The 23,834-nt window shown below is 65.8% G+C and carries 21 protein-coding genes and 1 pseudogene; 8 read left to right on the forward strand and 14 right to left on the reverse strand.

The window, feature by feature from the left end:
* The first annotated feature begins 235 nt into the window (after positions 1–235).
* From AC1AYN_RS03935 to AC1AYN_RS03955, 5 genes are all read left to right on the forward strand, one after another.
* Positions 236–1,081, forward strand: a complete 846-nt coding sequence (locus AC1AYN_RS03935; protein WP_476532222.1) for an ABC transporter ATP-binding protein — start codon at positions 236–238, stop codon at positions 1,079–1,081.
* On the forward strand, positions 1,078–3,612 hold the full coding sequence (locus tag AC1AYN_RS03940; protein WP_476532224.1) for an FtsX-like permease family protein: 2,535 nt from the start codon (positions 1,078–1,080) through the stop codon (positions 3,610–3,612). The genes AC1AYN_RS03935 and AC1AYN_RS03940 overlap by 4 nt, the downstream gene beginning before the upstream one ends.
* Positions 3,613–3,917: 305 nt before the next feature.
* On the forward strand, positions 3,918–4,394 hold the full coding sequence (gene mscL / locus AC1AYN_RS03945) for a large conductance mechanosensitive channel protein MscL (protein WP_051922907.1): 477 nt from the start codon (positions 3,918–3,920) through the stop codon (positions 4,392–4,394).
* Positions 4,395–4,533: 139 nt separating this feature from the next.
* Positions 4,534–4,764: a helix-turn-helix transcriptional regulator gene (locus AC1AYN_RS03950; RefSeq protein ID WP_034528153.1), complete on the forward strand. Its 231-nt coding sequence runs from the start codon at positions 4,534–4,536 to the stop codon at positions 4,762–4,764.
* Positions 4,765–5,095: 331 nt separating this feature from the next.
* The gene (locus AC1AYN_RS03955; RefSeq protein WP_476532226.1) at positions 5,096–5,503 is read left to right on the forward strand and encodes a DUF2178 domain-containing protein; all 408 of its coding nucleotides are present in this window, start codon (positions 5,096–5,098) and stop codon (positions 5,501–5,503) included.
* Positions 5,504–5,540: 37 nt separating this feature from the next.
* On the opposite strand, the gene AC1AYN_RS03960 is transcribed toward AC1AYN_RS03955, so the two are convergent.
* Entirely contained in the window at positions 5,541–6,845 is a 1,305-nt protein-coding gene (locus AC1AYN_RS03960; RefSeq protein WP_476501635.1) for an MDR family MFS transporter, read from the reverse strand.
* Between the two features lie 157 nt (positions 6,846–7,002).
* On the opposite strand from AC1AYN_RS03960, the gene AC1AYN_RS03965 reads away from it, so the two are divergent.
* Positions 7,003–7,620, forward strand: a complete 618-nt coding sequence (locus AC1AYN_RS03965) for an isochorismatase family protein (protein ID WP_476501634.1) — start codon at positions 7,003–7,005, stop codon at positions 7,618–7,620.
* A 66-nt stretch (positions 7,621–7,686) separates the two neighbouring features.
* A complete protein-coding gene (locus AC1AYN_RS03970) occupies positions 7,687–9,081 on the forward strand; it encodes an MATE family efflux transporter (protein ID WP_476532228.1) in 1,395 nt (464 codons plus the stop codon).
* A 42-nt stretch (positions 9,082–9,123) separates the two neighbouring features.
* Here the strand turns inward: AC1AYN_RS03970 and AC1AYN_RS03975 are convergent, their stop codons facing one another.
* Complete coding sequence (locus AC1AYN_RS03975; protein ID WP_476532230.1) at positions 9,124–9,891, reverse strand: DUF1287 domain-containing protein; 768 nt, start codon at positions 9,889–9,891, stop codon at positions 9,124–9,126.
* A 235-nt stretch (positions 9,892–10,126) separates the two neighbouring features.
* On the opposite strand from AC1AYN_RS03975, the gene AC1AYN_RS03980 reads away from it, so the two are divergent.
* On the forward strand, positions 10,127–11,110 hold the full coding sequence (locus AC1AYN_RS03980; protein ID WP_476501631.1) for a cobalt transporter: 984 nt from the start codon (positions 10,127–10,129) through the stop codon (positions 11,108–11,110).
* Positions 11,111–11,176: 66 nt separating this feature from the next.
* On the opposite strand, the gene trpE is transcribed toward AC1AYN_RS03980, so the two are convergent.
* The 12 genes and pseudogenes from trpE to AC1AYN_RS04040 form a co-directional block, all read right to left on the reverse strand.
* Positions 11,177–12,736, reverse strand: coding sequence for an anthranilate synthase component I (gene trpE, locus AC1AYN_RS03985; RefSeq protein ID WP_476501630.1), 1,560 nt, complete (start codon positions 12,734–12,736; stop codon positions 11,177–11,179).
* Positions 12,737–12,810: 74 nt separating this feature from the next.
* Positions 12,811–13,203, reverse strand: a pseudogene (hisI, locus tag AC1AYN_RS03990) (phosphoribosyl-AMP cyclohydrolase); the annotation flags it as partial.
* Between the two features lie 52 nt (positions 13,204–13,255).
* Entirely contained in the window at positions 13,256–14,026 is a 771-nt protein-coding gene (hisF, locus tag AC1AYN_RS03995; RefSeq protein WP_101623070.1) for an imidazole glycerol phosphate synthase subunit HisF, read from the reverse strand.
* 82 nt (positions 14,027–14,108) lie between these two features.
* A complete protein-coding gene (gene rlmN / locus AC1AYN_RS04000) occupies positions 14,109–15,311 on the reverse strand; it encodes a dual-specificity RNA methyltransferase RlmN (RefSeq protein WP_476501629.1) in 1,203 nt (400 codons plus the stop codon).
* Between the two features lie 157 nt (positions 15,312–15,468).
* Positions 15,469–16,455 carry a phosphatidate cytidylyltransferase gene (locus tag AC1AYN_RS04005; RefSeq protein WP_476501628.1) on the reverse strand — a complete coding sequence of 329 codons (987 nt, stop codon included), beginning with the start codon at positions 16,453–16,455 and terminating at the stop codon, positions 15,469–15,471.
* A gap of 16 nt (positions 16,456–16,471) precedes the next feature.
* Positions 16,472–17,026, reverse strand: coding sequence for a ribosome recycling factor (gene frr / locus AC1AYN_RS04010; RefSeq protein ID WP_476501627.1), 555 nt, complete (start codon positions 17,024–17,026; stop codon positions 16,472–16,474).
* 84 nt (positions 17,027–17,110) lie between these two features.
* Positions 17,111–17,860: a UMP kinase gene (pyrH, locus tag AC1AYN_RS04015; protein WP_476501626.1), complete on the reverse strand. Its 750-nt coding sequence runs from the start codon at positions 17,858–17,860 to the stop codon at positions 17,111–17,113.
* Positions 17,861–18,024: 164 nt separating this feature from the next.
* Entirely contained in the window at positions 18,025–18,960 is a 936-nt protein-coding gene (gene yddG / locus AC1AYN_RS04020; protein ID WP_476532232.1) for an aromatic amino acid DMT transporter YddG, read from the reverse strand.
* A 166-nt stretch (positions 18,961–19,126) separates the two neighbouring features.
* Positions 19,127–19,978: a translation elongation factor Ts gene (tsf, locus tag AC1AYN_RS04025; RefSeq protein ID WP_476501624.1), complete on the reverse strand. Its 852-nt coding sequence runs from the start codon at positions 19,976–19,978 to the stop codon at positions 19,127–19,129.
* Positions 19,979–20,109: 131 nt separating this feature from the next.
* Positions 20,110–20,922 carry a 30S ribosomal protein S2 gene (gene rpsB, locus AC1AYN_RS04030; RefSeq protein WP_476501623.1) on the reverse strand — a complete coding sequence of 271 codons (813 nt, stop codon included), beginning with the start codon at positions 20,920–20,922 and terminating at the stop codon, positions 20,110–20,112.
* Positions 20,923–21,219: 297 nt separating this feature from the next.
* Positions 21,220–21,705, reverse strand: coding sequence for a peptide deformylase (gene def / locus AC1AYN_RS04035; protein WP_034528113.1), 486 nt, complete (start codon positions 21,703–21,705; stop codon positions 21,220–21,222).
* Positions 21,706–21,707: 2 nt separating this feature from the next.
* A complete protein-coding gene (locus AC1AYN_RS04040; RefSeq protein ID WP_476532234.1) occupies positions 21,708–23,804 on the reverse strand; it encodes an AMP-dependent synthetase/ligase in 2,097 nt (698 codons plus the stop codon).
* Between the last annotated feature and the right edge of the window lie 30 nt (positions 23,805–23,834).

Here is a 23,834-nt window from a genome sequence, read left to right on the forward strand (position 1 = left end):
ACGTTACCCGTATCAGTTGGCCGATGACATGATTCGCAATGATGATTCCCACTCTCCTCGTTCCAGAGAACTCATACCTAGGTACCGGTCCATTCATACTTCGATACCGGTCGGATGCGGATTGGTTCTTCCGGATGATACCCCGCACGATTCCATCCCCATAAGTTGGTTGTGCGAACGGAAGGTTCGGCGCATCGGCGATCGAATCATCCGTGGAACACAGGAAGGGGCTGGCATGACAGGCATAGCAGGAACAAACGGCGGCATGACCGTGCATCCGGCGGCGGTCAAGGCGATTGACGTGCACAAGACGTACGGTTCCGGCATGGCCGAAACGGTCGCGGTGGCGGACATCACGGCCCGGTTCGAGAAGGGCAGGTTCACGGCGATCGTGGGCCCGTCGGGGTCGGGCAAGACCACGTTGCTGCATCTGCTGGCGGGTTTGGATACGCCGACTTCCGGCCGGGTGATTATCGATGGCGTGGATATTTCGACGTTGTCGGATGACGCGTTGTCCGATCTGCGGCGCGACCGGATCGGGTTCATCTTCCAGGATTTCAACCTGCTGCCGTACCTGACGGCGGAGCAGAACATCGAGCTGCCGTTCACGCTGCGCGGCAGAAAGCCTGACCGGCAGGCCATACGCGGGATCGCGCGCGAGCTGGGCATCGAGAATCGGCTTGATCACAAGCCTCAGGAGATGAGCGGCGGGCAACGGCAGCGCGTGGCGGTCGCCCGCGCGCTGGCCGGGAATCCCGCGGTGGTGTTCGCGGACGAGCCGACCGGCGCTCTGGATGTGAAGTCGTCGCGCCAGTTGCTGGTGATTTTGCGGGATATGGCGTCGCGGCGCGGGCAGACGATCGTGATGGTCACGCATGATCCGAACGCCGCCGCTTACGCCGACCGGGCGCTCGTGGTACGTGACGGACTAATCGCGGCGGATATCGCACATCCGACGGCCGCCGACGTGGTGCGCGTGCTCGAACAGGACGCTGGTTCTTTCCTCCCGCCGGCGGGAGGTGTCGCCACAGGCGACGGAGGGTGGTCGGATGCCGTCCCCCGAAAGGACGGTGTGCGATGATCCGGGTGGCATGGGCGCAGATCAGGCATTCTCCGTCCCGACTGCTCGCCGTCCTGTTGGCGGTGGTCCTGTCGGCGGCGATGCTGACGGGCACGGTCGTGTTCCAGGGCACGTCCACCGCGAGCATGGCCACGGTCACGGCCGCGCCGTTGAAACCGGTGGACGTCATCATCGATCCCGGCGACGCCGAAGTGAAATCCTTGAAGACCTCGTGGGCCGAGGACGTGCTTGCCGAGGCGCGTGTCAACGGCAAGGTGAAGGCGACGGCTCCGTATTATGCGGCCACGGTCACCGCGTACGGCATGGATGCGCGTGGCACGGCGAACGTGTATTCCGTCGCCCGGGACCCGTCCCTGCGCTGGTTTGGACTGGAGTCCGGCGACTGGCCGCGGTCCGCCGACCAGATCGTCGTCTCGCAGGATACGGCCGACAAGCTCGGTGTGCGGGTCGGCGGCACGGTCACGTTGAAATCGTCCGACGGCACGAAGCATGCGGTGACGGTCAGCGGCATCAATGATGTGCGGTTCAAGCCGATGACCGGCACCGACTACGCGATCTACGCCGATCCGTCGTACTTCGGTGACATGACGCCGGGTGAGCTGTTCGTCAAGCTCAACGACCCCTCCGACATCGATTCGGTCACCCAACGTCTTGCGACGGCGGCCAAGGTGGATGGTGTCACGGCGGTCACGGGCGTGGAGATGATCCGTCAGGCGTCGGCGATGATGGCCGGCGGCAGCACGCAATTGACCGTGATTATGGCGGTGTTCGCCGTCATCGCCCTGTGTGCCGCGATGATGGTGATTTCCAGCACCTACCGGACGTTGATTGCGCAACGCACGCGGGACATCGCCATGCTGCGTCTGATCGGAGCCAGACACGCGAACATCCGGTCGCTGGTATTGTCCGAAGCGCTGATCACCGCCATAGCCGGCACGTTCATCGGCGCCCTGATCGGCGTGGGCGGCGGTTACGCGGCCATGACGGTGATGGGTCAGACGTTCGGCGGGTTCGCCGCCAACCCGCTCCTGCTGGCGGGAACGCTACTGCTGACCATTCTGGCCACGGTATTGACCGCGTGGACGACCGTACGCCACGCCACGCGCATCCCACCCATCCAGGCATTGGACGGAGCCGCGCAGTCCGGAGACGGCAACGACGATGTGACGGCGGATGGCAAGACGTATAACGGCAGTGTTCCGTGCATCGTGTTCGGTGCAGTGTGCGCGATCGCCGGCGTCGCGCTGCTATGGGTCGGTGCGGCCGGGTTCCACATGCCCATCGCGTTGGCCGGTGGTCTTGCTTTGGCGCTCGGTCTCGTGCTTGCCCTGCCCGGACTTGTCGCGATGCTCATGCCCATCATCGGTGCGGCATTGTCCGTTTGCGGATTGGCGGGCAGACTGGCCGCATCGAATCTGACGGCGAACGCACGACGCGCGGGCGGCACCGTCACCGCGGTCGCGTTCGGCATCAGCCTGATCGCCGCGCTTTCCTCGGCCGCGGCCACCGGCACCGCCACCATCAACGCCGACCTTGACCACCGCTATCCGGTCAGCGCCGCCCTCTACACGCCGGACGGCAATACGCTCTCCGACAAAGTCCTGCAGCATGCCAGCGAAATCACCGACGCGCGAGGCTCCTACCCGATACGCACCATCGACATCGACCACACGCCGGACGGAGCGAAGACCACACCCCGGATACTCGACGTCATCCCCGACAACGCCGCCGCAGTCTTCGCCACGGACAACCCGTGGCATGCCGGTGAAAAGGACGGCTTGCCGGTCGCGCTCGTCCACCCGCGCTACATGAGCATCATCGGCATCAGGGAAGGTGATACGCTCACGCTCACCGTCGCCGGTGTTCCCGTCACGGTCAGGGCGCACGCCTCGCAGCTCACCGAATCGCCGAAACTCGCGGTCATCATCACCGACGGCCAACTCGGCGCACTGCCGCACGCCGCCACCATCGAGCCGGCGTTAAGGACCAGCATGATCTGGTTCAAGGCCAGACCCGGCATCGACCGCGCCAAGCTCGCCGGCCAGGTTAACCGGCTGGCCGTGGCCGATCCGAACGCCACGGTCGGAGGTGGCATCGCCGAAAGCAACGACATCCTCAACGTACTCAACATGCTGCTCATGCTCTCCTACGCGATGCTCGCCATCACCGTCATCATCAGCCTGACCGGGCTCGCCAACCAGCTCGCGCTGTCCGTCATCGAACGAACCAACGAAATCAGCATGCTGCGCGCGCTCGGCACCAGACGCGGCGTCATCCGCACGGAAATCGCCATCGAAGCGCTGACCCTGACCATCATCGGCACGCTTGTTGGCCTGCTCGTCGGCCTGCCGCTTGGGCCAGCCGGCGTCAAAGCCCAGATCGGCGGCATGACCCGTCAATTCACCACGCAACTGTCATGGACGCAGATCGGCGTGCTCATCCCCGTCATCCTCATGGCGGCGCTCCTCGCCGCGGCCATCCCCGCGCGCAACGCCACCCGAATACAACCCGCACAAGGCCTCACCAGCTGAAAGGACGAACAGGCCGAAACCACAGCAGCATACGATTCCGACCTCTTCTCCCCCATATCGCCACCACCGCATCACTGGATGCGAAAAACCTGCCGATTAATCGCCCTACTGGGCCCATGCGAATGGGCTTACCTCACATGGGCCCAGACTCCACTGTTATTCCAATAATCAACATGTTGTTGATATTGTTTTTCGCTATCGATAATCACCATGTTGAGCATCATCGGTGGCTTCGGTCGGCCGAAGTCCGCCGAAATCGGGATAATCGCGTGGATGATCCTATGAACGACACGAAGGAGAAAGACATGATCGACGGGTTCAAGAAGTTCATCTCACGCGGCAACATGATCGACATGGCGGTGGGCGTGGTCATGGGCAGCGCGGTCACCTCCGTGGTGAACGCGATCGTGGACAGTCTCATCAATCCGCTCATCGCGATGGTGTTCGGCAAACCGGACATGAGCGGCCTGCTCGCATTCACGTTCAACGGAGCGACCGTTTCGCTCGGCGCGATCCTGGGCGCGCTGCTCAACTTCCTCGTCATCGCCGTGGCCGTGTACTTCTTCATCCTCGTGCCGATCAACAAGTTCCGTGACATGACCGACGCGATGCTCGTCAAGGCGAAGCTCAAGCAGGAGGAGGACGAGAAGGCGAAGGAGCCCGAGGTCTCTCCCGAGGAGCGCACCGTCGAGCTGCTCGCCGAGATCCGCGACCGGTTGGCGGCGGCTGACCATGACCTCACCCTGACGAAGAAACAGGCCATAGCGCCGAATAACCCCTGACTTCCGCATTGCGCGTCTCTTTCACGATGTGATAAGCTGAAGTTGACTTCACATGAAGGGAACTTCAGATTCCCTGACCGTTTGAATCATCCATCAGGACTATCGCACGCCAATGAAGGAAGGCGGTGATCGGGACATCATGAAGACCAAGGTCCGCGAGTACCGCAGGATGGCGGATATGACGCAACAGGAGCTGGCGGATATGGTGTATGTGTCGTCGCGCACCATCATCTCCATCGAGAAAGGTCGATACAGCCCTTCGCTCATGCTCGCCTACCGGATGGCACGGGTGTTCGGTGTCACCGTTGAGGACCTGTGCCTGCTCGAGGAAAACAGACTCATCGAAGACAAGGAGCACGGCTATGCGTAGGCACAACAATAACGATGACAGGAAAGACAGCGAGGCGAACGTCCCAGACAGGACGAAGAGGAGAGGCGTGGCCCGAATGGACATACTGTGGGTCGGCATGGCCGTGACGACGATCGGATTGTCCGGCGTTGGGATGCTCATCGACGATCCCCGTCTCATCCCCGTCCCCTTGTGGCTGTCCATGACGACATGTGCAATGCTGACCCTGGCAGGACTCGGACTGATTATCACGGCGTTCGTCCGACCTTGCACGTCGGCTGGCGACGAACCGCAGACGACACGGCTCGCATCACGGCCCACGTCCAGGCAGACACGGTGGACACGGATTCGGATGTTCGCCGCGGCGGGCATCGTACTCGCGTGGATGGCGGTGTTCATCATCGCCGGAGGCATCCGCTACGGCTGGGCGGGCGCGGCATTCAGAGGATGGTGGACATCCAGCCTGTGGTGGCTCGTCCCCGTCGTGGTCTTCCTGATCGGCGGCATCGTGACTGAACGAGATCCGTTCTCGGTTCCACGCGAGGACGAACGCGAACTGCTCATCAAGACAAAAGCCGCGGCCACGACCTCACGAATCATGGTCCTGGTGTGCGTCGGAGCCGAGGTCCTGCTTATGGAGGCGTCGTTCGCGTTCGGCTCGAAGCCGCTCATGTACGTGGGGCTCGGATTCCTCGCCGCACTCGTCATTCACACGACGGTCTCGATGATCGTCAGGTCATATTACGACAACCGCATGTGACGGCGGACGGCATTCCGTGCGCCGCCGTCCCTGCCTGCTACTCTTCCAGGTCGGCGGCGCGCAGGTTGCGGGTGATGGCGCGTTCGCGGGCGCCCTTCGTGGCGTGGAGTCCGGCGGCGACGAGCAGGAACATCACCGTGCAGCAGATCCAGAGCACGCGGCTTCCGAATCCGCTGATGATCCATCCGCCGACCAGCGGCGCCGCCCCGTTCGACAACGCCCAGACCAGGTTGTACAGGCCCTGGTAGGTGCCGCGCGCCTCGGCCGGCGCGAGGTTCGCGACGGTGGTCGCGGCAATCGGGAACGTGCCCAGTTCGCCGAACGTCCACAGGACGGTGGCGAGCGCGAAGGCGTGCCATGTGGTCGCGCCGATCTGGAACATGTATCCGACCGCCGTCATCAGCATGCCGAGCACGAGGACGCGCGTGTTGCTCATCCGGTTGAACACGGCGATGGCGGGAATCTGCAGCAGGCACAGCATGGCGCCGTTGATGGTCAGCAGCACCGAATACCGGTCCGCGCCCATGCCGAGGCCGGTCATCGCGATCGGCAGGCCGCTGGTCATCTGGAAGTACGCGATCGTGTAGGCGAACATGAGCACGACCATCGACATGAACGGCCAGTCGGCGAGCGCACGACGGTAGTTGCCGAGCATCGAGACGTTCGTGCCGCGCTTCCCGTCGGCGGCTGTGGGGCGGCTCCCGGCGACGCCGGCTTCCGGGGTTTTCGGCGTGTGCACGCGCGCCTCGTGGAAGAAGAACGCGAGCAGGCCGGTGGCGACCACGAGGATGACGGCCTCCACGTAGAACATGAGCGTGTACGAGATCTTGACGAGCTGGTTCGCGATGATCGGTCCTGTGGCGAAGCCGAAGTTCACCGCCCACGTCTGCAGCGTGTATGCGCGTTTCTGGTCGCGCATCGGCACCACGTCGGCGATGTACGCGGCGATGGCCGGCGTGGGGATGGAGGAGATCGCACCGTAGACGAGCAGCATCGCGCCCATAAGCGTCGGATCGTCGATGAACGAGAGGAGCACGAGCATCGCCGCCGAGCCGAGCTCTCCGGAGATGATCATGGCCGGGCGGCCGAACCGGTCGGACAGGGAGCCGCCGAACAGGCAGCCGAAGATTCCGCCGAACCCGTACATGGAGACGATGGTGCCGGCGAGTCCCGCGTCCATGTGCAGGTCCTTGACGAGGTACATGGACATGAACGAGATGACGAACCTGCCCATCCATAGGATCAGCAGGGCCAGCCACAGGCCCCAGAACAGCAGCGGCAGGCCGAGGACGGCGCGGCGGCGCGTCCTCTCATCCGTCCTCTCACACGCGGGTTCGCACATGGGCCACCATCCTATGAGCATGCTCGTACACGTCCGGCATCCGCCGGAATCGGACACATGCATGGACTGCGCGCCTGTGTGGCCGGTTCGCCCATTAGAGTGGATGCGGACAGCTCCACCGTCCAAGGCGGGGAGACCGACAGTGAAGGAGTCAATCATGGCGGATAGGGCGTTGATCGTGGTGGACGTGCAGCCGACGTTCTGCGAGGGCGGCGAACTCGGCGTCGAGGGAGGCGACGCGGTCGCGAAGCGCATCGCCGCATATGTAGAGGCGCATCGCGGCGACTACGCGTATATCGCGACCACGCAGGACTGGCATATCGAGCCGGGCGATCATTGGTCGGAGCATCCGGATTTCGTGGACACGTGGCCGGTGCACGGCAAGGCGGGCACGCCGAACGCCGACCTGCATCCGGCGATCGCCGCACTCGGCATCGCGCATCATTTCAAGAAGGGCCAGTACGCTGCCGCCTACTCGGGTTTCGAGGGCATCGAGGACGATACGGATCGCATCCAGTCGCGCGACGAGGTCCAGGCGGCGCAGAAGCAGGGGCTGACGCTCGCCAACGCGCTCAGGAAAGCCGGCGTCGAAGCGGTGGACGTGGTCGGCATCGCCGAATCGCATTGCGTCAAGGAGACGGCGCTCGACGCGGCGGGACTCGGCTACCCGGTCACCGTGTTCGAGGATCTGACCGTGCCGGTCAGCGAGGAGCTGGGAGCCGCCGCGCGCAAGGAGATGGCCGCCGCGGGGATCACCCTGCGAGACTCCCGGTGACGCGCCGACCCGACAACGCGGGGCGCAGTGGCATAAAACGAGGGAAAGAGGAGAAGGCAGGAATCCGTGGATAGCGAACTGTTCGAGAAGGCGCCGATCCCGAAGGCGTATTTCGCGTTGACGATGCCCGTCGTGCTGAGCATGCTCGTCACGCTCGTCTACAACATGATGGACACGTACTTCGTGGCGCACACCGGAGACACGAGCATGGTGGCCGGCGTCTCCCTGACCGCGCCCATGTTCACCGTGATGATCGCGCTCGGCGACATCTTCGGCCTCGGCGGCGCCTCCGTCGTCTCCCGCCTGTTCGGCAGGAAACGGTATGACGACGGACGCCGTCTGAGCGTGTTCTGCTTCTACGGGGCGATCGTCACCGGACTGGTCATCGTCGTGCTGGGACTCGTCTTCCGCACGCAGATGCTCACCCTGCTCGGCGCGACCGACGACACGTGGACGCACGCCTCCGAGTTCTACACGCTCATCATCATCGGCTCGCCGTTCATCATCGTCTCGATGACGCCCACGAACCTGCTGCGCACCGAAGGCCACGCCGTCCCCTCCATGATCGGCTCGATCGTCGGCACCGTCGTCAACATGATTCTCAACCCCCTGTTCATCCAGGGGCTCGGCTGGGGAGCGGCGGGCTCCGCAGGCGCGACCGTCATCGCCAACATCTGCACCGATGCGTATTTCGTCTGGTTCCTGCTGAAACGCAGCCGCAACCTGTCCATCGACCCGCGGCTCATGTTCGGCACCGCGACCGCGGCCGCCGCCACGGCGAAACGCCGTCTCGACATCACCGCGCTCGAGATCCGCAACATCCTCGCCATCGGCATCCCCTCCGCCATCACGAACCTCACGCAGAGCGTCGGCCTGGTCATGGTCAACCTGTTCCTGCTCCCCTACGGCACCGACACGGTCGCCGCCATGGGCATCGCCCTGAAGGTCGTCATGATCGCCGTGCTCGTGTTCGTCGGATTCGCGTTCGGCGCGCAGCCGCTCATCGGCTACAACTACGGGGCGCGTAATATGCGCCGACTGCACGGCATCATGCGGTTCGCTTACCTGTTCCTCTGCTCGTTCGCCCTCGTCATGACCGTCGTGCTGAGCGTCTTCGACCGGCGGCTCATGCGCTTCTTCATCGCCGACGAACGGATCGTCACGCTCGGCGCGGGCATGCTGCGCATCCAGCTGCTGAGCCTCGTATGCGTGGCGATCGTCATGGTCACCACCTGCACGTTCCAGTCGACCGGCAAGGCGTTGGGAGCGTTCGTCCTGTCGATCAGCCGTCAGGGTCTGATCCTCGCCGTCACCCTGGTCGCCGGCTCGCGCCTGTTCGGCTATGACGGCGTCATCGCCGCGCAGGCGCTCGCCGACCTCGTCACCGCGGTGATGGCTGCCGCCCTGTTCGTCGTGATGCTGCCCGAACTGCGCGTGAGGCCCGACCGGAACGGCAGATAGCCGCCGCCGTCCTCGGCCTGCGGACCGCCGCAACCGCAACCGTCACTGCCGCCATTGGCGCAGCACGCTCTGCGGGACCTTGGACGCGTCGAAACGGTAGTGGCCGGTGACGGTCATGTGCGTCCTGAACGCGAGATAGTCGTTCTCACGCTGCCGCTGGCCCATGTTGTGCAGGATGAACGCGGTGCCGTCCGCGTCGCGTTTGTCCGAGACGATGCCGATGTGTTTGACGTTCTGGAACACGACGACGTCGCCGCCCTGCCATTGCGCGTGATCGGCCGGGTCGAGCGTCAGCTTCTCCCCGTATTTCGAGAAGAACACGTCGAGCACGCCGGTGCGACGGAAGTCGATGTTCGGATCCGGGTTCGGCGCGACGGCGGCGTAGCTCGCCGGATCGGCCGCCACATCCGCGTCCACCATGGCCTTCAAATCGTATCCGGCCGTCTTGAACGCGCGCCACACCAGATCGGTGCACGCGCCGCGGTCGTCCGGCGGATAGCCGCCCTCATAATAGCCGTCGTCGTAGGCGGGCCGGTTCTCCGCATCCCTGCGGGCACCGGCGACGATGTCCGCGTAATCGTCAACCCCGTTGCCGTTGTAGTCGACCGGGCTCACCGCCTTCGGATACTTCGCTTCGGCGGCGGCGCTCGGAGCCGTCGCATCCGTCGACGTCTCCCCCGCCGCATCGCCGGAACGCCAATCCGTCCCCGTCAGTGTGCGCACGGCGATCGAACCGGCGACGCCCAGCACGACGACCATCAGGACCACCACGATCCATGCGACGACGCGACGGGACCGCGTTCCCCTCATTCTCCGTCGCCGTCCACCGTCCTGTTCCATCATCACCGGCACCTCCCCGCATACGCTGCACGACATCCGACCAACCACTCGCCGCCCATTATCCTCCCCCGACCTCGTTCAGGGCAACCATCAGGGTCGTTCCCAGGGTTCTCTTGCCGAACAACCACAATCGGACTGGTAACGTGAGACGCGGCATCACGGATTCGGACAAGAACATCACGGAAGCCGGAAGGGGCGATCCCATATGACGAAACGCACGGCACCGGGCGCGCGGCGCGGCTCGACGGCGCTCCGCCACGCGCTCATCATCGTCGTGGCCACCATCTGCATCGTCACCGCCGTGATCGTGGGCGTCGTGAAGCTCTCCGCGCAATGGCTCGCCGGCTTGGGGGACGCAGCATCCTCTGCGAAGGACACGAGCGCATACTGCATGGCGAAGCAGACGGACGGCGTGATGAGCTACGTGCTGTCCACCGAACAGGCGCGCAACGCGGGCCTCATCACCGCGATCGGCGTGACGCGCGGACTGCCCGACCACGCGGCCACGGTGGCGCTCGCCACCGCCATGCAGGAGTCGAAGATCACGAACCTGGAGTACGGCGACCGTGATTCGCTGGGGCTTTTCCAGCAGCGTCCCAGCCAGGGGTGGGGCACGGTCGAACAGCTCATGGACGAGACCTACGCGACGAATGCGTTCTACGACGGGCTGGTGAAGGTGTCCGATTGGGAGTCGATTCCCGTGGAGGACGCGGCGCAGGCGGTGCAGCTGTCCGGCTATCCGGACGCGTACGCGCAATGGGACGGGTTGGCGCGCGCCTGGGCGCAGTCGTTGACCGGCGAGGTCGCCGCCGGCGTGGGGTGCAGGCTACCGGGCGACGTCATGTCGTCGGATCCGGACGGATTGACCGCCGGACTGCAGGGCGCGTATCCGTCCGTCACGTCATCGTCGTCATCGAAATCGACGGATGACGCCGGCGAAAGCGGGGACGGGAATAATGCCACGGGCGACGGCGCGACGGCCACGACCGTCACCTTCACCATGCCGAATGGACTGAGCGACGGGAACACACGTCGTGCGGTCTGGCAGACGGCGACGTGGATCGTCGTCAACGCACGTCACTACGGCGTCACGACGATCACCGCGAACGGCATGACGTGGACGCGCGCGGCGACCGCGTGGACCGGCGACGAGAAGGCGGGGAACACGGTGACGGTCACGTTCGCGTGACCCTCGCCATGTTCCCCGCCCGAATCCCGGAAAAACGCCGGAAATCCCGGAAAGAAGCCCGGGAGACTACAGTTCGCGCAACTGGGCGGCGATCTGGATGGCCTCGACGCTGGCCTCCGCCTTGTTGCGGGTCTCCTGCCATTCGTTGGCGGGCACGGAGTCGAGCACCAGCCCGGCGCCGGCCTGCACGCTCGCCTCATGGTCGCGCAGGAACGCGGTGCGGATGGCGATCGCCATGTCCATGTTGCCGGAGAAGTCGAAATAGCCGACGGTGCCGCCGTAGATGCCGCGGTCGGCGGGCTCCAGCTCGTCGATGATCTCGATGGCGCGCGGCTTCGGCGCGCCGGACAGCGTGCCCGCGGGGAACGCGGACATGAACACGTCGAACGCGGTCATGTCCGGGTTGACCTCGCCGGTGACGGTCGAGCAGATATGCATGATGTGGCTGAACCGTTTGATGTCCATGAGGGACACCACTTCGACGGTCTCCGGCCTGCACACCTTGCTCAGGTCGTTGCGCGACAGGTCGACGAGCATGATGTGCTCGCTGCGCTCCTTCGGATCGGCGAGCAGCTCCTTGGCGAGGCGCGCGTCCTCCTCCGGGGTCTTGCCGCGCGGCCGGGAGCCGGCGATCGGGAAGGTGAGCGCGTGACCGTCGTCCACCTTGATGAGCGTCTCCGGGCTGGAGCCGATCACGTTGAAATCGCGGCCCTCGGCGTCGGTCAACGCCATGAAGTACATGTACGGGCTTGGGTTGAGCGTGCGCAGCACGCGGTACACGTCGAACGGATCGGCGGGCGAGTCGATGTCGAGGCGCTGGGAGATGACCGTCTGGAACACGTCGCCGTCGATGATGTGCCGCCGCGTGGCCTCCACCGCCTTCTCGTACACCTCCTTGGGGGTGCGGAAACGCAGTTCCGGCTGTTTGACGCTGGTGTCGAGCGCGCTGACGCGGGCCTCGCCCGGCGTGGGCGTGGCCGCGTTCTCCTGCATGCGGTCAAGCCGCCTGACGGCCTGGTCGTAGGCAATGTCGGCGCGCGTGGGCTTGTCGTCCACATTCACCGCGTTGGCGATGAGCCACACCGAACCGGACACGTGGTCGACGACGGCGATGTCCGTGGCGAGGGCGAGCACCATCTCCGGCTGGCCGGTCTCGTTCGGGGCCTTGGCGCGCAGCGTCGGCTCCCAGTGGCGGATCGCGTCCCAGCCGACGGTGCCGACCAGACCGGAGGTGAGGTTCGGCAGCCCCTCCACGCGCGGCGCCTTGAGCGTCTTCAGCGTGGCGTGCGCGACCTCGACCACGTCGCCGTGCGTGGGGACTCCGGCGGGTACGGTGCCCAACCAGTCGGCGTTGCCGTCCTTGTCGGCGCGCAGCTGCGCCATCGAGTTCACGCCGATGAAGCTGTAGCGGCTCCAGGAGCCGCCGTATTCGGCGGATTCGAGGATGAACGTGCCGGTGCGGCCGCCGGCGAGGCGCTCGTAGAAGCCGACCGGGGTGAGCGAGTCGGCGAGCAGACGGCGCACGATCGGAATCACGCGGTAGCCTTCGCCGGCCAGTTCGAGGAACTGTTCGCGGTTCGGCCAGGTGCCGCCCCAGTTGAGATGTTCGACGCTGCACTCGGTCATGCCCGTGCCTCCGTTTCCCTATCGTCCGCATGTGCTTCGCAGTCGGAGCCATTGGAATCGTCGGCGCCGTCGGCCTGTTCCGGCGTACGATGGCCGACGGCCACCGGCAGCGGTCCGCCTTCGAGGAAGCAGCTGCGTTTGCCGGTGTGGCATGCGGCGCCCACCTGGTCGACCTCGACGAGCAGCGCGTCGCCGTCGCAGTCCAGGGACACGCCCTTCACGTACTGCACGTGACCGGACGTGTCGCCCTTGCGCCAGTATTCCTGGCGGGATCGCGACCAGAAGGTCACGCGCCCCGTGGTGAGCGTGCGCCGGAGCGCCTCGTCGTTCATGTAGCCGACCATGAGCACTTCACGCGTGTCGTACTGTTGGATGACCGCCGCCACGAGGCCCTTCGCGTCGCGCTTGAGCCGCGCGGCGATGCGGGGGTCGAGTTCGGTCGTGTTGTCGTAGATGATGTCCGTCATTGCAGTCTTTCCGTTGGTTCCTTGGGTGTTCCGGCGCATGTCCGCGCGTGTCTCAGCGCACCGTGTAGCCGTGGCGTTTGAGCTCCGCCTTCACGTCGGCGATGGTCATGAGCCCGAAGTGGAAGACCGATGCGGCGAGCACCGCGTTCGCGCCGGCCTCGATGGCCGGCGGGAAGTCCTCGACCTTGCCGGCGCCGCCGGAGGCGATGATCGGGATCTTGACCTCCTTGCGCACGGCGCGGATCATCTCGAGGTCGAAGCCCTCCTTCGTGCCGTCGGCGTCCATCGAGTTGAGGAGGATCTCGCCGGCGCCCAGCTCCTCGGCGCGTTTCACCCACCAGATCGCGTCGATGCCGGTGGACTTGCGGCCTCCCATCGTCGTGACTTCGAAACCGGACTGCGTGTGCTGCTCGCCCTTCTCGCGGCGCGCGTCGACGGACAGGACCAGCACCTGGTTGCCGAAGCGTTCGGCGACGCGGCTGATGAGCGTCGGATCGTTGATGGCCGCCGTGTTGACGCCCACCTTGTCGGCGCCGCAACGCAGCAGCGAATCCACGTCCTCCGGGGTGCGCACGCCGCCGCCCACGGTCATGGGGATGAACACCTGCTCGGCGGTGCGCGACACGACGTCAATCATCGTGTTGCGGTGCGAGCTGGAGGCGGTCACATCGAGGAAGGTGAGCTCGTCGGCGCCCTGCCGGTAGTATTCGGCGGCGAGCTCCACCGGATCGCCGGCGTCCTTCAGATTCTCGAAATGCACGCCTTTGACCACTCGTCCGGCATCGACGTCCAGGCACGGGATGACTCGAACCGCCAGCGACATAACTCCACTCCCCTGTTCGCAAGGTTTTCTTCTGTACGACACCCCAGACTACCGGCCGCGCGCCGTACGGGCGGCCGGCGTCTCACTTCGCGCGCTCGAACGCCTCCCGGGTCTTGGCGGCGAGCTGCCCGCAGGCGCCGTCGATGTCCTGGCCACGGGTGTCGCGCAGGGTGGCGGTGATGCCCGCGTCGTGCAGGATCTCGAGGAACCGCGCCTCGTCCTCCGGCTTGGAGGCGGTCCAGCGGGAGCCTTCGATCGGGTTGAGCGGGATCGGGTTCACATGCGCCCAGTCGTCGCCGTAATGGTTGAGACGCTTGGCGAGCAGACGCGCATGCTCGGCCTGGTCGTTGATGCCGCGCATCAGCGCGTATTCGATGCTGACGCGGCGCTTGGAGGCCAGCCAGTAGTCGTGCGCGGCGTCGAGCACCTGCGTAGTGTCGAAACGCTTGTTCATCGGCACGAGCTCGTCGCGCAGCTCGTCGCTCGGCGCGTGCAGGGAGACGGCGAGACGCACCGGGATGCCTTCGGCGGCGAGCTTCCTGATGCCGGGCACGACGCCCACCGTGGAGACGGTGATGCTGCGCGCGGAGATGCCGAAGCCCTCGGGCGGCATGGCGGAGATCTGGCGCACGGCGGACAGGACGGAACGGTAGTTGCCCATCGGCTCGCCCATGCCCATGAACACGATGTTGCTCAGGCGCCCGGGGCCTCCGGCGACCTCGCCGTCGCGCATCATGCGCGCGGCGACGCGCACCTGTTCGAGGATCTCCCCGGCGGACATGTTGCGGGTGAGTCCGAGCTTGCCGGTGGCGCAGAACGGGCATCCCATGCCGCAGCCGACCTGGGAGGAGATGCACAGCGTGGTGCGCGTCGGATAGCGCATGAGCACCGATTCGATGTGGGAGCCGTCGAACAGGCGCCACAGCGTCTTGATGGTGGCGCCGTCGTCCGCCACCTGGCGGGTGACCTCGTGGATGAGTTCGGGGAAGAACGCGGCCGCCGCCTCGTCGCGTTTGGCGGCCGGGAAGTCGGTGAATTCGGCGGCGTTCACGTCGAAGCGCCCGTAGTAGTGGTTGGCGAGCTGCTTGACGCGGAACTTCGGCATGCCGAGCCCCTTCGCGGTCTCGACGCGCTGTTCGGGCGTCATGTCGGCGAAGTGCAACGGCGGCTTGCCGCGGCGCGCATGGTCCTTGGACAGCACGTCGCGGAACGCGCCGGTGGTGCCTCCCGGCGTGATGCCGGTCTCGGGGGCGTCCCCGTCGATGATGGGGTTCTGGTCGGCCATGGGTGGCTTCCTTTCGTCACGGTTCATCACGTGTCATCGTTCGTCGTTCGTCGCGGTTCTCCCGCGAAAACGCGGAACGGGCCGGACAATCGTCACGACTGTCCGGCCCGGGGATCGTCCGGTTCCTCACCGGCCGCTGGTCATCGGCGTCACGGCGTCACAGGCCGGTGAACCACAGGAGGATGCAGGTGAACGGCGCCGCCATGAGGATGGAGTCGACGCGGTCCATCACGCCGCCGTGGCCCTTGAGCAGGTGGCCCATGTCCTTGATGCCGAGATCTCGCTTGATCATCGAGGCGCACAGGTCGCCGAACGTGCCGACCACGCCGACGAGCACGCCTTCGAGCACGGGCACCCACCACATGGCGGCCCACACGTCCGGCGTGTACGTGCAGAACAGGACGGCGAACGCGCCCGCCATGGCGAACAGCACCGATCCGGCGAGTCCCTCCCAGCTCTTCTTCGGCGAGATGCGCGGGGAGAGCTTGTGCTTGCCGAGCCATGCGCCGGCGAACAGGCCGCCGGTGTCGGACAGGGCGGGCAGGAACACGAGCATAATCGCGTGGGCGACCGGATGCCCGTGGAAGGTCAGCGGCATGACGATGCACGCGGCGAGCACGGGGATGTACAGCACGGTGAGCACCGACACGGACACGTGGCTCAGCCGGGAGTGGTGCTGTTCGCCGCCCTCATGGTTGAACGAGGATTCGAGGCGCGCGCCCGCCTCCGTGTTGGAGAGCTTGTCCGCCACGGCGAGCGACAGGCGGTTGCCGAAGCTCAGCTTGGCGGTGGCGGTCATGGAGACGAGCATGATCGACGCCATCGCGCACAGCGCCATCGCGACGACGTGCAGCGGCGCGTAGTAGGTGGCGAACAGGGTCGCCGCCGAGCACGCGCACAGCATGACGAACGGGATGTGCAGCCCGACGGTCGCGAAGTCGACGCGCAGCTCCCACAGGGCGAGGATCATGAACACGACGATCAACGCCACGAACAGGTCGATGCTGAGCAGCATCGCGGCGAGGATGACGGCGATCAGGACGACGGCGGTGCCTACCGCCTGGGGCATGTTCCGGCCGGTCTTCTTGTTGATCTCGTCGAGTGCGACTTCGGCCTCTTCGTGGAGTTGTTCGTTGCGTTCCATAACGGCGTGCGGAGGCTCAGACCTCCATGATCTCCTTCTGCTTGGTCTCCAGCAGGGTGTCGATCTCGTCGGTGACGGACTTGGTGACCTTGTCGAGGTCCTTGAGGAGACGATCGCCCTCGTCCTCGCCCATGTCGCCGTCCTTGACGGACTTGTCGATGCCTTCCTTGGTCTTGCGGCGGATGTTGCGCACCGCGACCTTGCCGTCCTCGGCCTTCGCCTTGGCGAGCTTGACGTACTCCTTGCGGCGTTCCTCGGTGAGCTCCGGCATCGTGATGCGAATCACGTTGCCGTCGCGGTTCGGGCTGACGCCGAGGTCGGAGTTGCGGATCGCCTTCTCGACGGCGCCCGCCTGGGAGGCGTCGAACGGGGTGACGGAAAGGGTGCGCGGCTCCGGCACGCCGATGGAGGCGACGGCCTTGATCGGCGTGGGGGCGCCGTAGTAGTCGACCACGATGCCATTGAGGAGGGCCGGGTTGGCACGGCCGGTGCGGATGCCCGCGAAGTTCTCCTTGGTGTTCTCGACGGTCTTGGCCATCTGCTCCTTGGCCTGCTCGACGACGTTTGCCATGTTGTGCTCCTTGCTGTTCGTCTGCGAACGGTTCGTTTACGGTTTGCTTCCCTACCGATTGTAGGGTCTCGGCGTGGTTCCGGGCTATTCCGCCACGCGCGATTCGGCGGTGGACACAAGCGTGCCGATGTCCTCGCCGAGCAGGGCGCGGGTCACGTTGCCCGGCTCCTCGAGGCCGAAGACGCGGATGAGCTTCCTGTTGTCGCGCGCCATGGACAGGGCGGAGGCGTCCATCACGGCGAGGTTGTCGACCAGGGCGCGGTTGTAGCTCAGGGTCTCGAAGCGCTTGGCGTCCGCGTGCTTGCGCGGGTCGGCGGTGTACACGCCGTCGACGCCGTTCTTGCCCATCAGGACCTCGTCGCAGTGGATCTCCAGCGAACGCTGGATGGAGACGGTGTCGGTGGAGAAGTACGGCATGCCCGCGCCGGCGCCGAAGATGACCACGCGACCCTTCTCCAGATGGCGGATGGCCTTGAGCGGGATGTACGGCTCGGCGACCTGGCCCATGGTGATGGCAGTCTGCACACGGGTGGCCTGGCCCTCCTGCTCGAGGAAGTCCTGGAGCGCGAGGCAGTTCATCACGGTGCCGAGCATGCCCATGTAGTCGCCGCGAGAGCGGTCGATGCCGGCCTGCTGCAGTTCGGCGCCGCGGAAGAAGTTGCCGCCGCCGGTCACGATGGCGACCTGCACGCCCTGCTGGACCGCGGGGACGATCTCCTCGGCGATGCGCCGGATCACCTTGGTGTCGATGCCGACCCTGCCGCCGCCGAACGCCTCGCCGGACAGCTTGAGCAGCACCCTGCGCGGCTTGTCTTTCGCCTCGTTGCCAGTCATACTGTTACACCCTTTCGTTCTCGGATGCGCCGTGCGGCGGATCGACGCCGCGCGGCGCATCCACGAAAATTACCATCTGACAGGTTATCCGCCGTTCCCGACACCGTGCGGCCTCACCGTGTAGCGATGCGCCGGGAGCGTCCCGAGGGGGCGGTGCGCGGGGTTCACCGTCCGCCGCCCAGCCGTTCCGCGATCAGGTTGAGCGCCGAACCGGCGACGACGAGCAACGCGCCGCACCAGAACGGCAGGGACAATGACAGGCCGAGGATGAGCGAGCTTGCGGCGACCGACAGCACGGGCGTCGCGTATGAGGCAACGGCGAGCGTCCTGAGGCTCCCGTGCAGGATGCCGTACCCCCAGAACGCGTATCCGCCGCCGATGACGGCGGCGCAGGCGATGACGGCGAGCCAGTCGAGCGGCCCCGGCATCGATGCCGGCAATCCCTCACCCGATGCGAGGTGGATGATCCACAGGGAGGCCGCGACCCCGGGGAAGAAGACCGATGTGCCGTCCAGCCCGCCGGACATGGCGGGGGTGATCACCGCGTAGAGGGACCATGCGAACGCGCCGAGGAAGGCGAGCAGGTACGGCAGCGGATCAGACATGATATGTCCGATCGCCGCTTCGGGACGCAACCCGCCGTTGCCGCCGACGGCCAGCGCCACGCCCGCGGTGGCGACGACGGCACCCGGCAGCGCCCGCCGCACCGCTCCCCTGCGTCGCGGTCGGCCGATGGCGGCGGCGAGCAGCACCATGAGCGTGGGCCACAGGTAGTTGACGAGACTCACCTCGACGGACTGCTCGGCGGTGGACGCCAATCCGATGGACAGGGAGATGGAGGATTCGTAGAACACGAAGAGCGCTCCCCCGACGACCAGGTAGCGTCTAGGATAGTCGCGGAGCGGCGCGGGGCGATGGAAGACGAGCAGCAGCATGGCGCCGCTCGTGTAGATGAGCGCCGAGCCGAGCGTGGCTCCGAACGATTCGGCGACGACGCGCACCAGCCCGGTCATGAGGCTCCACACCGCGATGGCGAGCAGCCCCACGGCGGTCGCGCGCGTCGCGGGCACGTATCCATGACGTTTCTCGTCGGCATCCATATCGGTTCCCCCTCGTTCCTTCCGGTTCCTTCGGTTCCGCGGACTTTCCGGGAATACGATAGCGGCCGCGCATCACCCAGGATGCGCGGCCGCCGTCATTCAGCGTGTCGCATGACCGTCAGCGGACCGTAGCGGCCGATCCGACGGAATCCGACGGGAGGGGGCCTCAGGCCTCCTCGCCCTTGCCGACCTCGACACGGGCGAAGGCCAGGGCCTTGCCGCCGACCTCTTCGAAGAGCTTGCCGACGGTCTTGGACGGATCCTTGACGAACGGCTGCTCGAGGAGGACGACCTCCTTGAAGAAGGCGTTGAGACGGCCCTCGACGATCTTCGGGACGATCTTCTCCGGCTTGCCCTCGGCGAGGGACTTCTCGGTGGCGACGCGGCGCTCGGACTCGACCACGTCGGCCGGGACGTCCTCGCGGGTCAGCCACTTGGCACCCATCGCGGAGATCTGCAGCGCGGCCTCGTGCGCGACGGCGGCGCCGGCCTTGTCGGTGGCGATCATCGCGACGATGCTCGGCGGCATCTCGGCGGACTTCTTGTGGGCGTAGATCTCGACGTGCTCGCCGGAGATCTTCGCGAACTGGCCGACCTTGACGTGCTCGCCGAACAGGGCGGCGGCCTCCTCGATGGCCTCCTTGACGGTCTCGTCGCCGGCCTTGGCGGCCAGCAGCTCGTCGGCGTTGTCCGCGTCGGCGGCCACGGCGTAGCCGAGGATGGTGTCGGCGAACTCGACGAACTTCGGGGTCTTGGCCACGAAGTCGGTCTCGGAGTTCAGCTCGACCGCGTAGCCGGTCTCGCCTTCGGCGCCCGCGACGACCTTGGAGGCGATGGTGCCTTCCTGGGCCTTGCGGCCTTCGCGCTTGCCGGCCGCGGCGATGCCCTTGGCGCGGATGATCTCCTTGGCGCGGGCGACGTCGCCCTCGGCCTCGGTCAGGGCCTTCTTGACGTCGAGCATGCCGGCGCCGGTGTCCTCACGAACCTGCTTGATCAGAGCGGCGGTAATTGCTGCCATGAAACTTGTCTCCTTGGGATGAAAATCGATTGCGTTCCCCTATGACAGGAGGTGCAATCATCGTTGCACCTCCCATCCTAGCGGTAGGTGAACCTTCGCGGTTCACGCTCGGCGAATCCTTAAGCGGGGATTCACTCGGCCTTGGCTTCGCCTTCGGCGGCCGGGGCGGCGGTGGCGTCCTGGTTCTCCAGGAGCTCCTTCTCCCAAGCGGCCATCGGCTGCTCGGAGGCGCCCTCCTCCTTGGCGGCCTTGCCGGAACGCTCCAGCAGGCCGTCGGCGACGGCGTCGGCCATGAGGCTGGTCAGCAGCTCGATGCCGCGGATGGCGTCGTCGTTGGCCGGAATCGGGTAGTCGACGGACTCCGGGTCGGTGTTGGTGTCGACGATGGCGACGACCGGGATGCCCAGCTTGTGGGCCTCCTCGACGGCCAGCGCCTCCTTGTTGATGTCGACGACGAACATCGCGGACGGGGTGCGGCCCATGTTGCGGATGCCGCCGAGCTGCTTCTCCAGCTTGTCCTTCTCGCGCTCGAGGAGCAGCAGCTCCTTCTTGGTCAGGCCGGAGCCGTGCACGTCGGAGAAGTCCATCTCCTCGAGCTCCTTGAGGCGGTTGACGCGCTTGGAGACGGTCTGGAAGTTGGTCAGCATGCCGCCGAGCCAGCGCTCGGAGACGTACGGCATGTTCACGCGGGTGGCCTGGGTGGAGATGGCCTCCTGGGCCTGCTTCTTGGTGCCGACGAAGAGCACGGTGCCGTTGTGGGCGACGGTGGTCTTGATGAAGTCGTACGCCTTGTCGATCATCTCGAGCGACTTGAACAGGTTGATGATGTGGATGCCGTTGCGCTGGGTGAGGATGAACTGCTTCATCTTCGGGTTCCAACGACGGGTCTGGTGGCCGAAGTGCAAACCTGCCTTCAGCATTTCGCTCATCGTGATCTGAGCCATGGTGATGCTACCTTTCTTGTCGGTTATTGCCTGGTCATGCGCACCTGCGTGCAGCCCAGACCGTGTCTCCACGGGTTCGGGCCGACCGACACAGGCCGTCGCGGACATGACGCGAATTCGTCGCGCGCCGGTTGACGATATTGGGTGGTCCGGAACGGCTGCGACTCCGCTCCTCGCCGGTTGGCGCACGATGCACAAAGATAACACACCTCATGGAAAAGGCGGCCCGCCGACGCATCGTCGCCGGCGGGCCGCCTTTTCCATGTCCGTCCGTCCCGCGTTCCCGCGGGACACGGCTCACTTCTGGTGTTCGCGCATGTACTTCAGCGCCGCGCGACGCTCCTCCTTCTCCAGACGGTCGAGGTAGACGTGGCCGTCGAGGTGGTCGGTCTCGTGCTGGAGCATGCGTCCCATGAGCCCGGTCCCCTCCAGCACGATCTCCTTGCCGTCGAGGTCGATGCCGCGCACGCGGGCGTAGTCGGCGCGACGTGTCTTGTACCACAGTCCGGGCACGGACAGGCAGCCCTCGTCGCCGTACTGTTCGCCGCGCGTCTCCTCGAGCACCGGGTTGAGGATGTAGCCGATCTTGCCGTCGATGTTGTAGGAGAAGGCCCTGAGGCTCACACCGATCTGGTTGGCGGACAAGCCCGCGCGCCCCGGATCGTCGACGGTCTCGAGCAGATCGTCGACCAGTCGGCGCACGGCGGGCGTGATCTCGCGGATCTCGTCGCAGGGAGTGCGCAGCACGGGGTCGGGGACGATGCGGATCTCACGGATTGCCAAGGCTAGTTCTCCTCGTTGTCGGTGGTGTCGGTGGCGTTGCGGCCGTCGGCCTGGTCGGCGGGGGAAGCGGCGTCGTCGTTCCCGTCCGCGCCGTCAGGCTGGCGCTTGATCTTCTCGGACACGGTAGCAAGCGAATCAGACACGTTCTCCCTGGCCTGCTCGTAGGCGGAGCGCAGCGTCTTCGTGTTGACGGTCTCGGACGCCTGCTTGACGGTCTCCGCGGTGCGCTTGACCGATTCGGTGGTCTTGTCGAGGATGCGCACGGTGGCGGGCAGCGGCTTGCCGGGGTTGCGGGGCGTGTAGATCTCGTGCTCGATCACGTCCTCGTAGCGCTTGAGCACCTTCGGACGCACGACCTTCATGCTCGGCGTCAGCGTGCCCGCCTCCTGGCTGAACTCCTCGTCGAGGATGGCGAACTTGCGCACCGATTCGGCGCGCGAGACGTTCGCGTTGGCCTTGTCGACGTACTGCTGGACGAACGCGCGCACCGCATCGTTCGCCGCGATCTCGGCCATCGGCGCGTCCTGGTCGAGGCCCTGGGAGGCGAGCCAGGAGCGGGTCATCTCCGGGTCGAGCTCGATGAGCGCGGAGATGAACGGCTTGCCGTCGCCGACGACGACCGCATGGTCGACGATCGGACAGGTGGCGATGGTCTCCTCCATGGGCGCAGGGCTCACGTTCTTGCCGCCGGCGGTGATGATGATGTCCTTCTTGCGTCCCGTGATGTACACGAAGCCGTCGTCGTCGATCGTGCCGAGGTCGCCGGTGCGGATCCACCCGTCGGCGGTCTTCGTCTCGGCGGTGAGCTCGGGCTGCTTGTAGTAGCCGAGGAACACGTTCGGGCCGGTGAGCAGCAGCTCGTCGCCCTCGCCCTGCTTGACGCCCATGCCGGGGCCGGGCTTGCCGACGGAACCGACCTTGTTGGCATCCTGCCAGTTGACGAGCATCGGGGCCGCGGTCTCGGTCATGCCGTAGCCCTGGATGAACGTGATGCCATCCATGCCGTTGAAGAAGTGCGCGAGGTCCGGGTTGAGCGGGGCGCCGCCGCACGCCAGCCACGCGAGGTTGGGGCCGAGGGCGGAACGCACCGACTTGCCCACCGTGCCCATGTAGAACGAGTGCTGGATGCGGGCGATCGGCGAATGGGCCTTGCCCGCCTGCGTGTCCTTCGACCACTGGACGAAGTGTCGGTAGGCGGCGGCGAACACGCGTCCGGCGATGCCGTTGCCGGCCTTCTGCGAGGCGGCGTTGTACACCTTCTCGAACACTCGGGGCACGCCGAGCAGGTAGGTGGGCTTGAACGAGCGCAGGTCGGCGAGCAGGTGTTTGGCCCCGGGGATGTAGCCGACGACGCCGTGGCCGCCGATGGCCACGTACTGGATGTAGCGGGCGAAGCAGTGCGCCAGCGGAAGGAACAGCAGCAGGCGGTTCGGGTTGTAGAGCATGTCCTCGAGGATGATGTAGCCGTTCTTCACGATGTGCGTGAAGTTGCGGTTGGACAGCATCGCGCCCTTCGGCTTGCCGGTGGAGCCGGACGTGTAGACGATGGTCGTCATGTCGTCGGCCTTCACGCGTGCGATGGCCTCGTCGAGCTCCTCGTCGGGGACGTTCGCGCCGAAGTCGGCGACCGCGTCGAGTCCCTTCGCCTTGAAGTTGAACACGTATTCGAGGCTCTTGACCTCGTCGCGCACCTGTTCGAGGGTCTGTGCATGCGCCTGGTCGCCGGCGAAGGCGATCAGCGGCGCGGTGTCCTCGATGATCGAGGCGGCCTGGCGTTCCGAGTCGGTCTCGTAGATCGGCACGCTGACCGCGCCGATGGCCGCGCAGGCGAAGTCCGTCACGCCCCACTCGTAGCAGGTGGCCGAGTAGATGGCGACCATGGTGCCGGGACGCACGCCCAGCCCGAGCAGCCCCTTCGCCACGGCGCGCACGCGTTCCAGCATCTCGGAGGCCTTCACCGAATGCCAGCGCCGGTCGTCGTCCTGGTATTCGGCGATCTCGTCATCGGGAGCGCTCTCGGCGCGGGCGGCGAGCAGCGAGAAGATCGTGTCGCCGTCGTTGGTCACATACTCGGGGTCGGAAATATACTCACGCAACATGGACACCAGACTATACCCGGTCCGGTATCA

Source organism: Bifidobacterium sp. LH_413, assembly GCF_056357015.1.

What these genes read in the sequence shown, in the direction of transcription:
- AC1AYN_RS03935 (WP_476532222.1), top strand. Translation starts at nt 236, where the DNA reads ATGACAGGCATAGCAGGAACAAACGGCGGCATGACCGTGCATCCGGCG.
- AC1AYN_RS03940 (WP_476532224.1), top strand. Translation starts at nt 1,078, where the DNA reads ATGATCCGGGTGGCATGGGCGCAGATCAGGCATTCTCCGTCCCGACTG.
- mscL (WP_051922907.1), top strand. Translation starts at nt 3,918, where the DNA reads ATGATCGACGGGTTCAAGAAGTTCATCTCACGCGGCAACATGATCGAC.
- AC1AYN_RS03950 (WP_034528153.1), top strand. Translation starts at nt 4,534, where the DNA reads ATGAAGACCAAGGTCCGCGAGTACCGCAGGATGGCGGATATGACGCAA.
- AC1AYN_RS03955 (WP_476532226.1), top strand. Translation starts at nt 5,096, where the DNA reads ATGTTCGCCGCGGCGGGCATCGTACTCGCGTGGATGGCGGTGTTCATC.
- AC1AYN_RS03960 (WP_476501635.1), bottom strand. Translation starts at nt 6,845, where the DNA reads ATGTGCGAACCCGCGTGTGAGAGGACGGATGAGAGGACGCGCCGCCGC.
- AC1AYN_RS03965 (WP_476501634.1), top strand. Translation starts at nt 7,003, where the DNA reads ATGGCGGATAGGGCGTTGATCGTGGTGGACGTGCAGCCGACGTTCTGC.
- AC1AYN_RS03975 (WP_476532230.1), bottom strand. Translation starts at nt 9,891, where the DNA reads ATGAGGGGAACGCGGTCCCGTCGCGTCGTCGCATGGATCGTGGTGGTC.
- AC1AYN_RS03980 (WP_476501631.1), top strand. Translation starts at nt 10,127, where the DNA reads ATGACGAAACGCACGGCACCGGGCGCGCGGCGCGGCTCGACGGCGCTC.
- trpE (WP_476501630.1), bottom strand. Translation starts at nt 12,736, where the DNA reads ATGACCGAGTGCAGCGTCGAACATCTCAACTGGGGCGGCACCTGGCCG.
- hisF (WP_101623070.1), bottom strand. Translation starts at nt 14,026, where the DNA reads ATGTCGCTGGCGGTTCGAGTCATCCCGTGCCTGGACGTCGATGCCGGA.
- rlmN (WP_476501629.1), bottom strand. Translation starts at nt 15,311, where the DNA reads ATGGCCGACCAGAACCCCATCATCGACGGGGACGCCCCCGAGACCGGC.
- AC1AYN_RS04005 (WP_476501628.1), bottom strand. Translation starts at nt 16,455, where the DNA reads ATGGAACGCAACGAACAACTCCACGAAGAGGCCGAAGTCGCACTCGAC.
- frr (WP_476501627.1), bottom strand. Translation starts at nt 17,026, where the DNA reads ATGGCAAACGTCGTCGAGCAGGCCAAGGAGCAGATGGCCAAGACCGTC.
- pyrH (WP_476501626.1), bottom strand. Translation starts at nt 17,860, where the DNA reads ATGACTGGCAACGAGGCGAAAGACAAGCCGCGCAGGGTGCTGCTCAAG.
- yddG (WP_476532232.1), bottom strand. Translation starts at nt 18,960, where the DNA reads ATGGATGCCGACGAGAAACGTCATGGATACGTGCCCGCGACGCGCGCG.
- tsf (WP_476501624.1), bottom strand. Translation starts at nt 19,978, where the DNA reads ATGGCAGCAATTACCGCCGCTCTGATCAAGCAGGTTCGTGAGGACACC.
- rpsB (WP_476501623.1), bottom strand. Translation starts at nt 20,922, where the DNA reads ATGGCTCAGATCACGATGAGCGAAATGCTGAAGGCAGGTTTGCACTTC.
- AC1AYN_RS04040 (WP_476532234.1), bottom strand. Translation starts at nt 23,804, where the DNA reads ATGTTGCGTGAGTATATTTCCGACCCCGAGTATGTGACCAACGACGGC.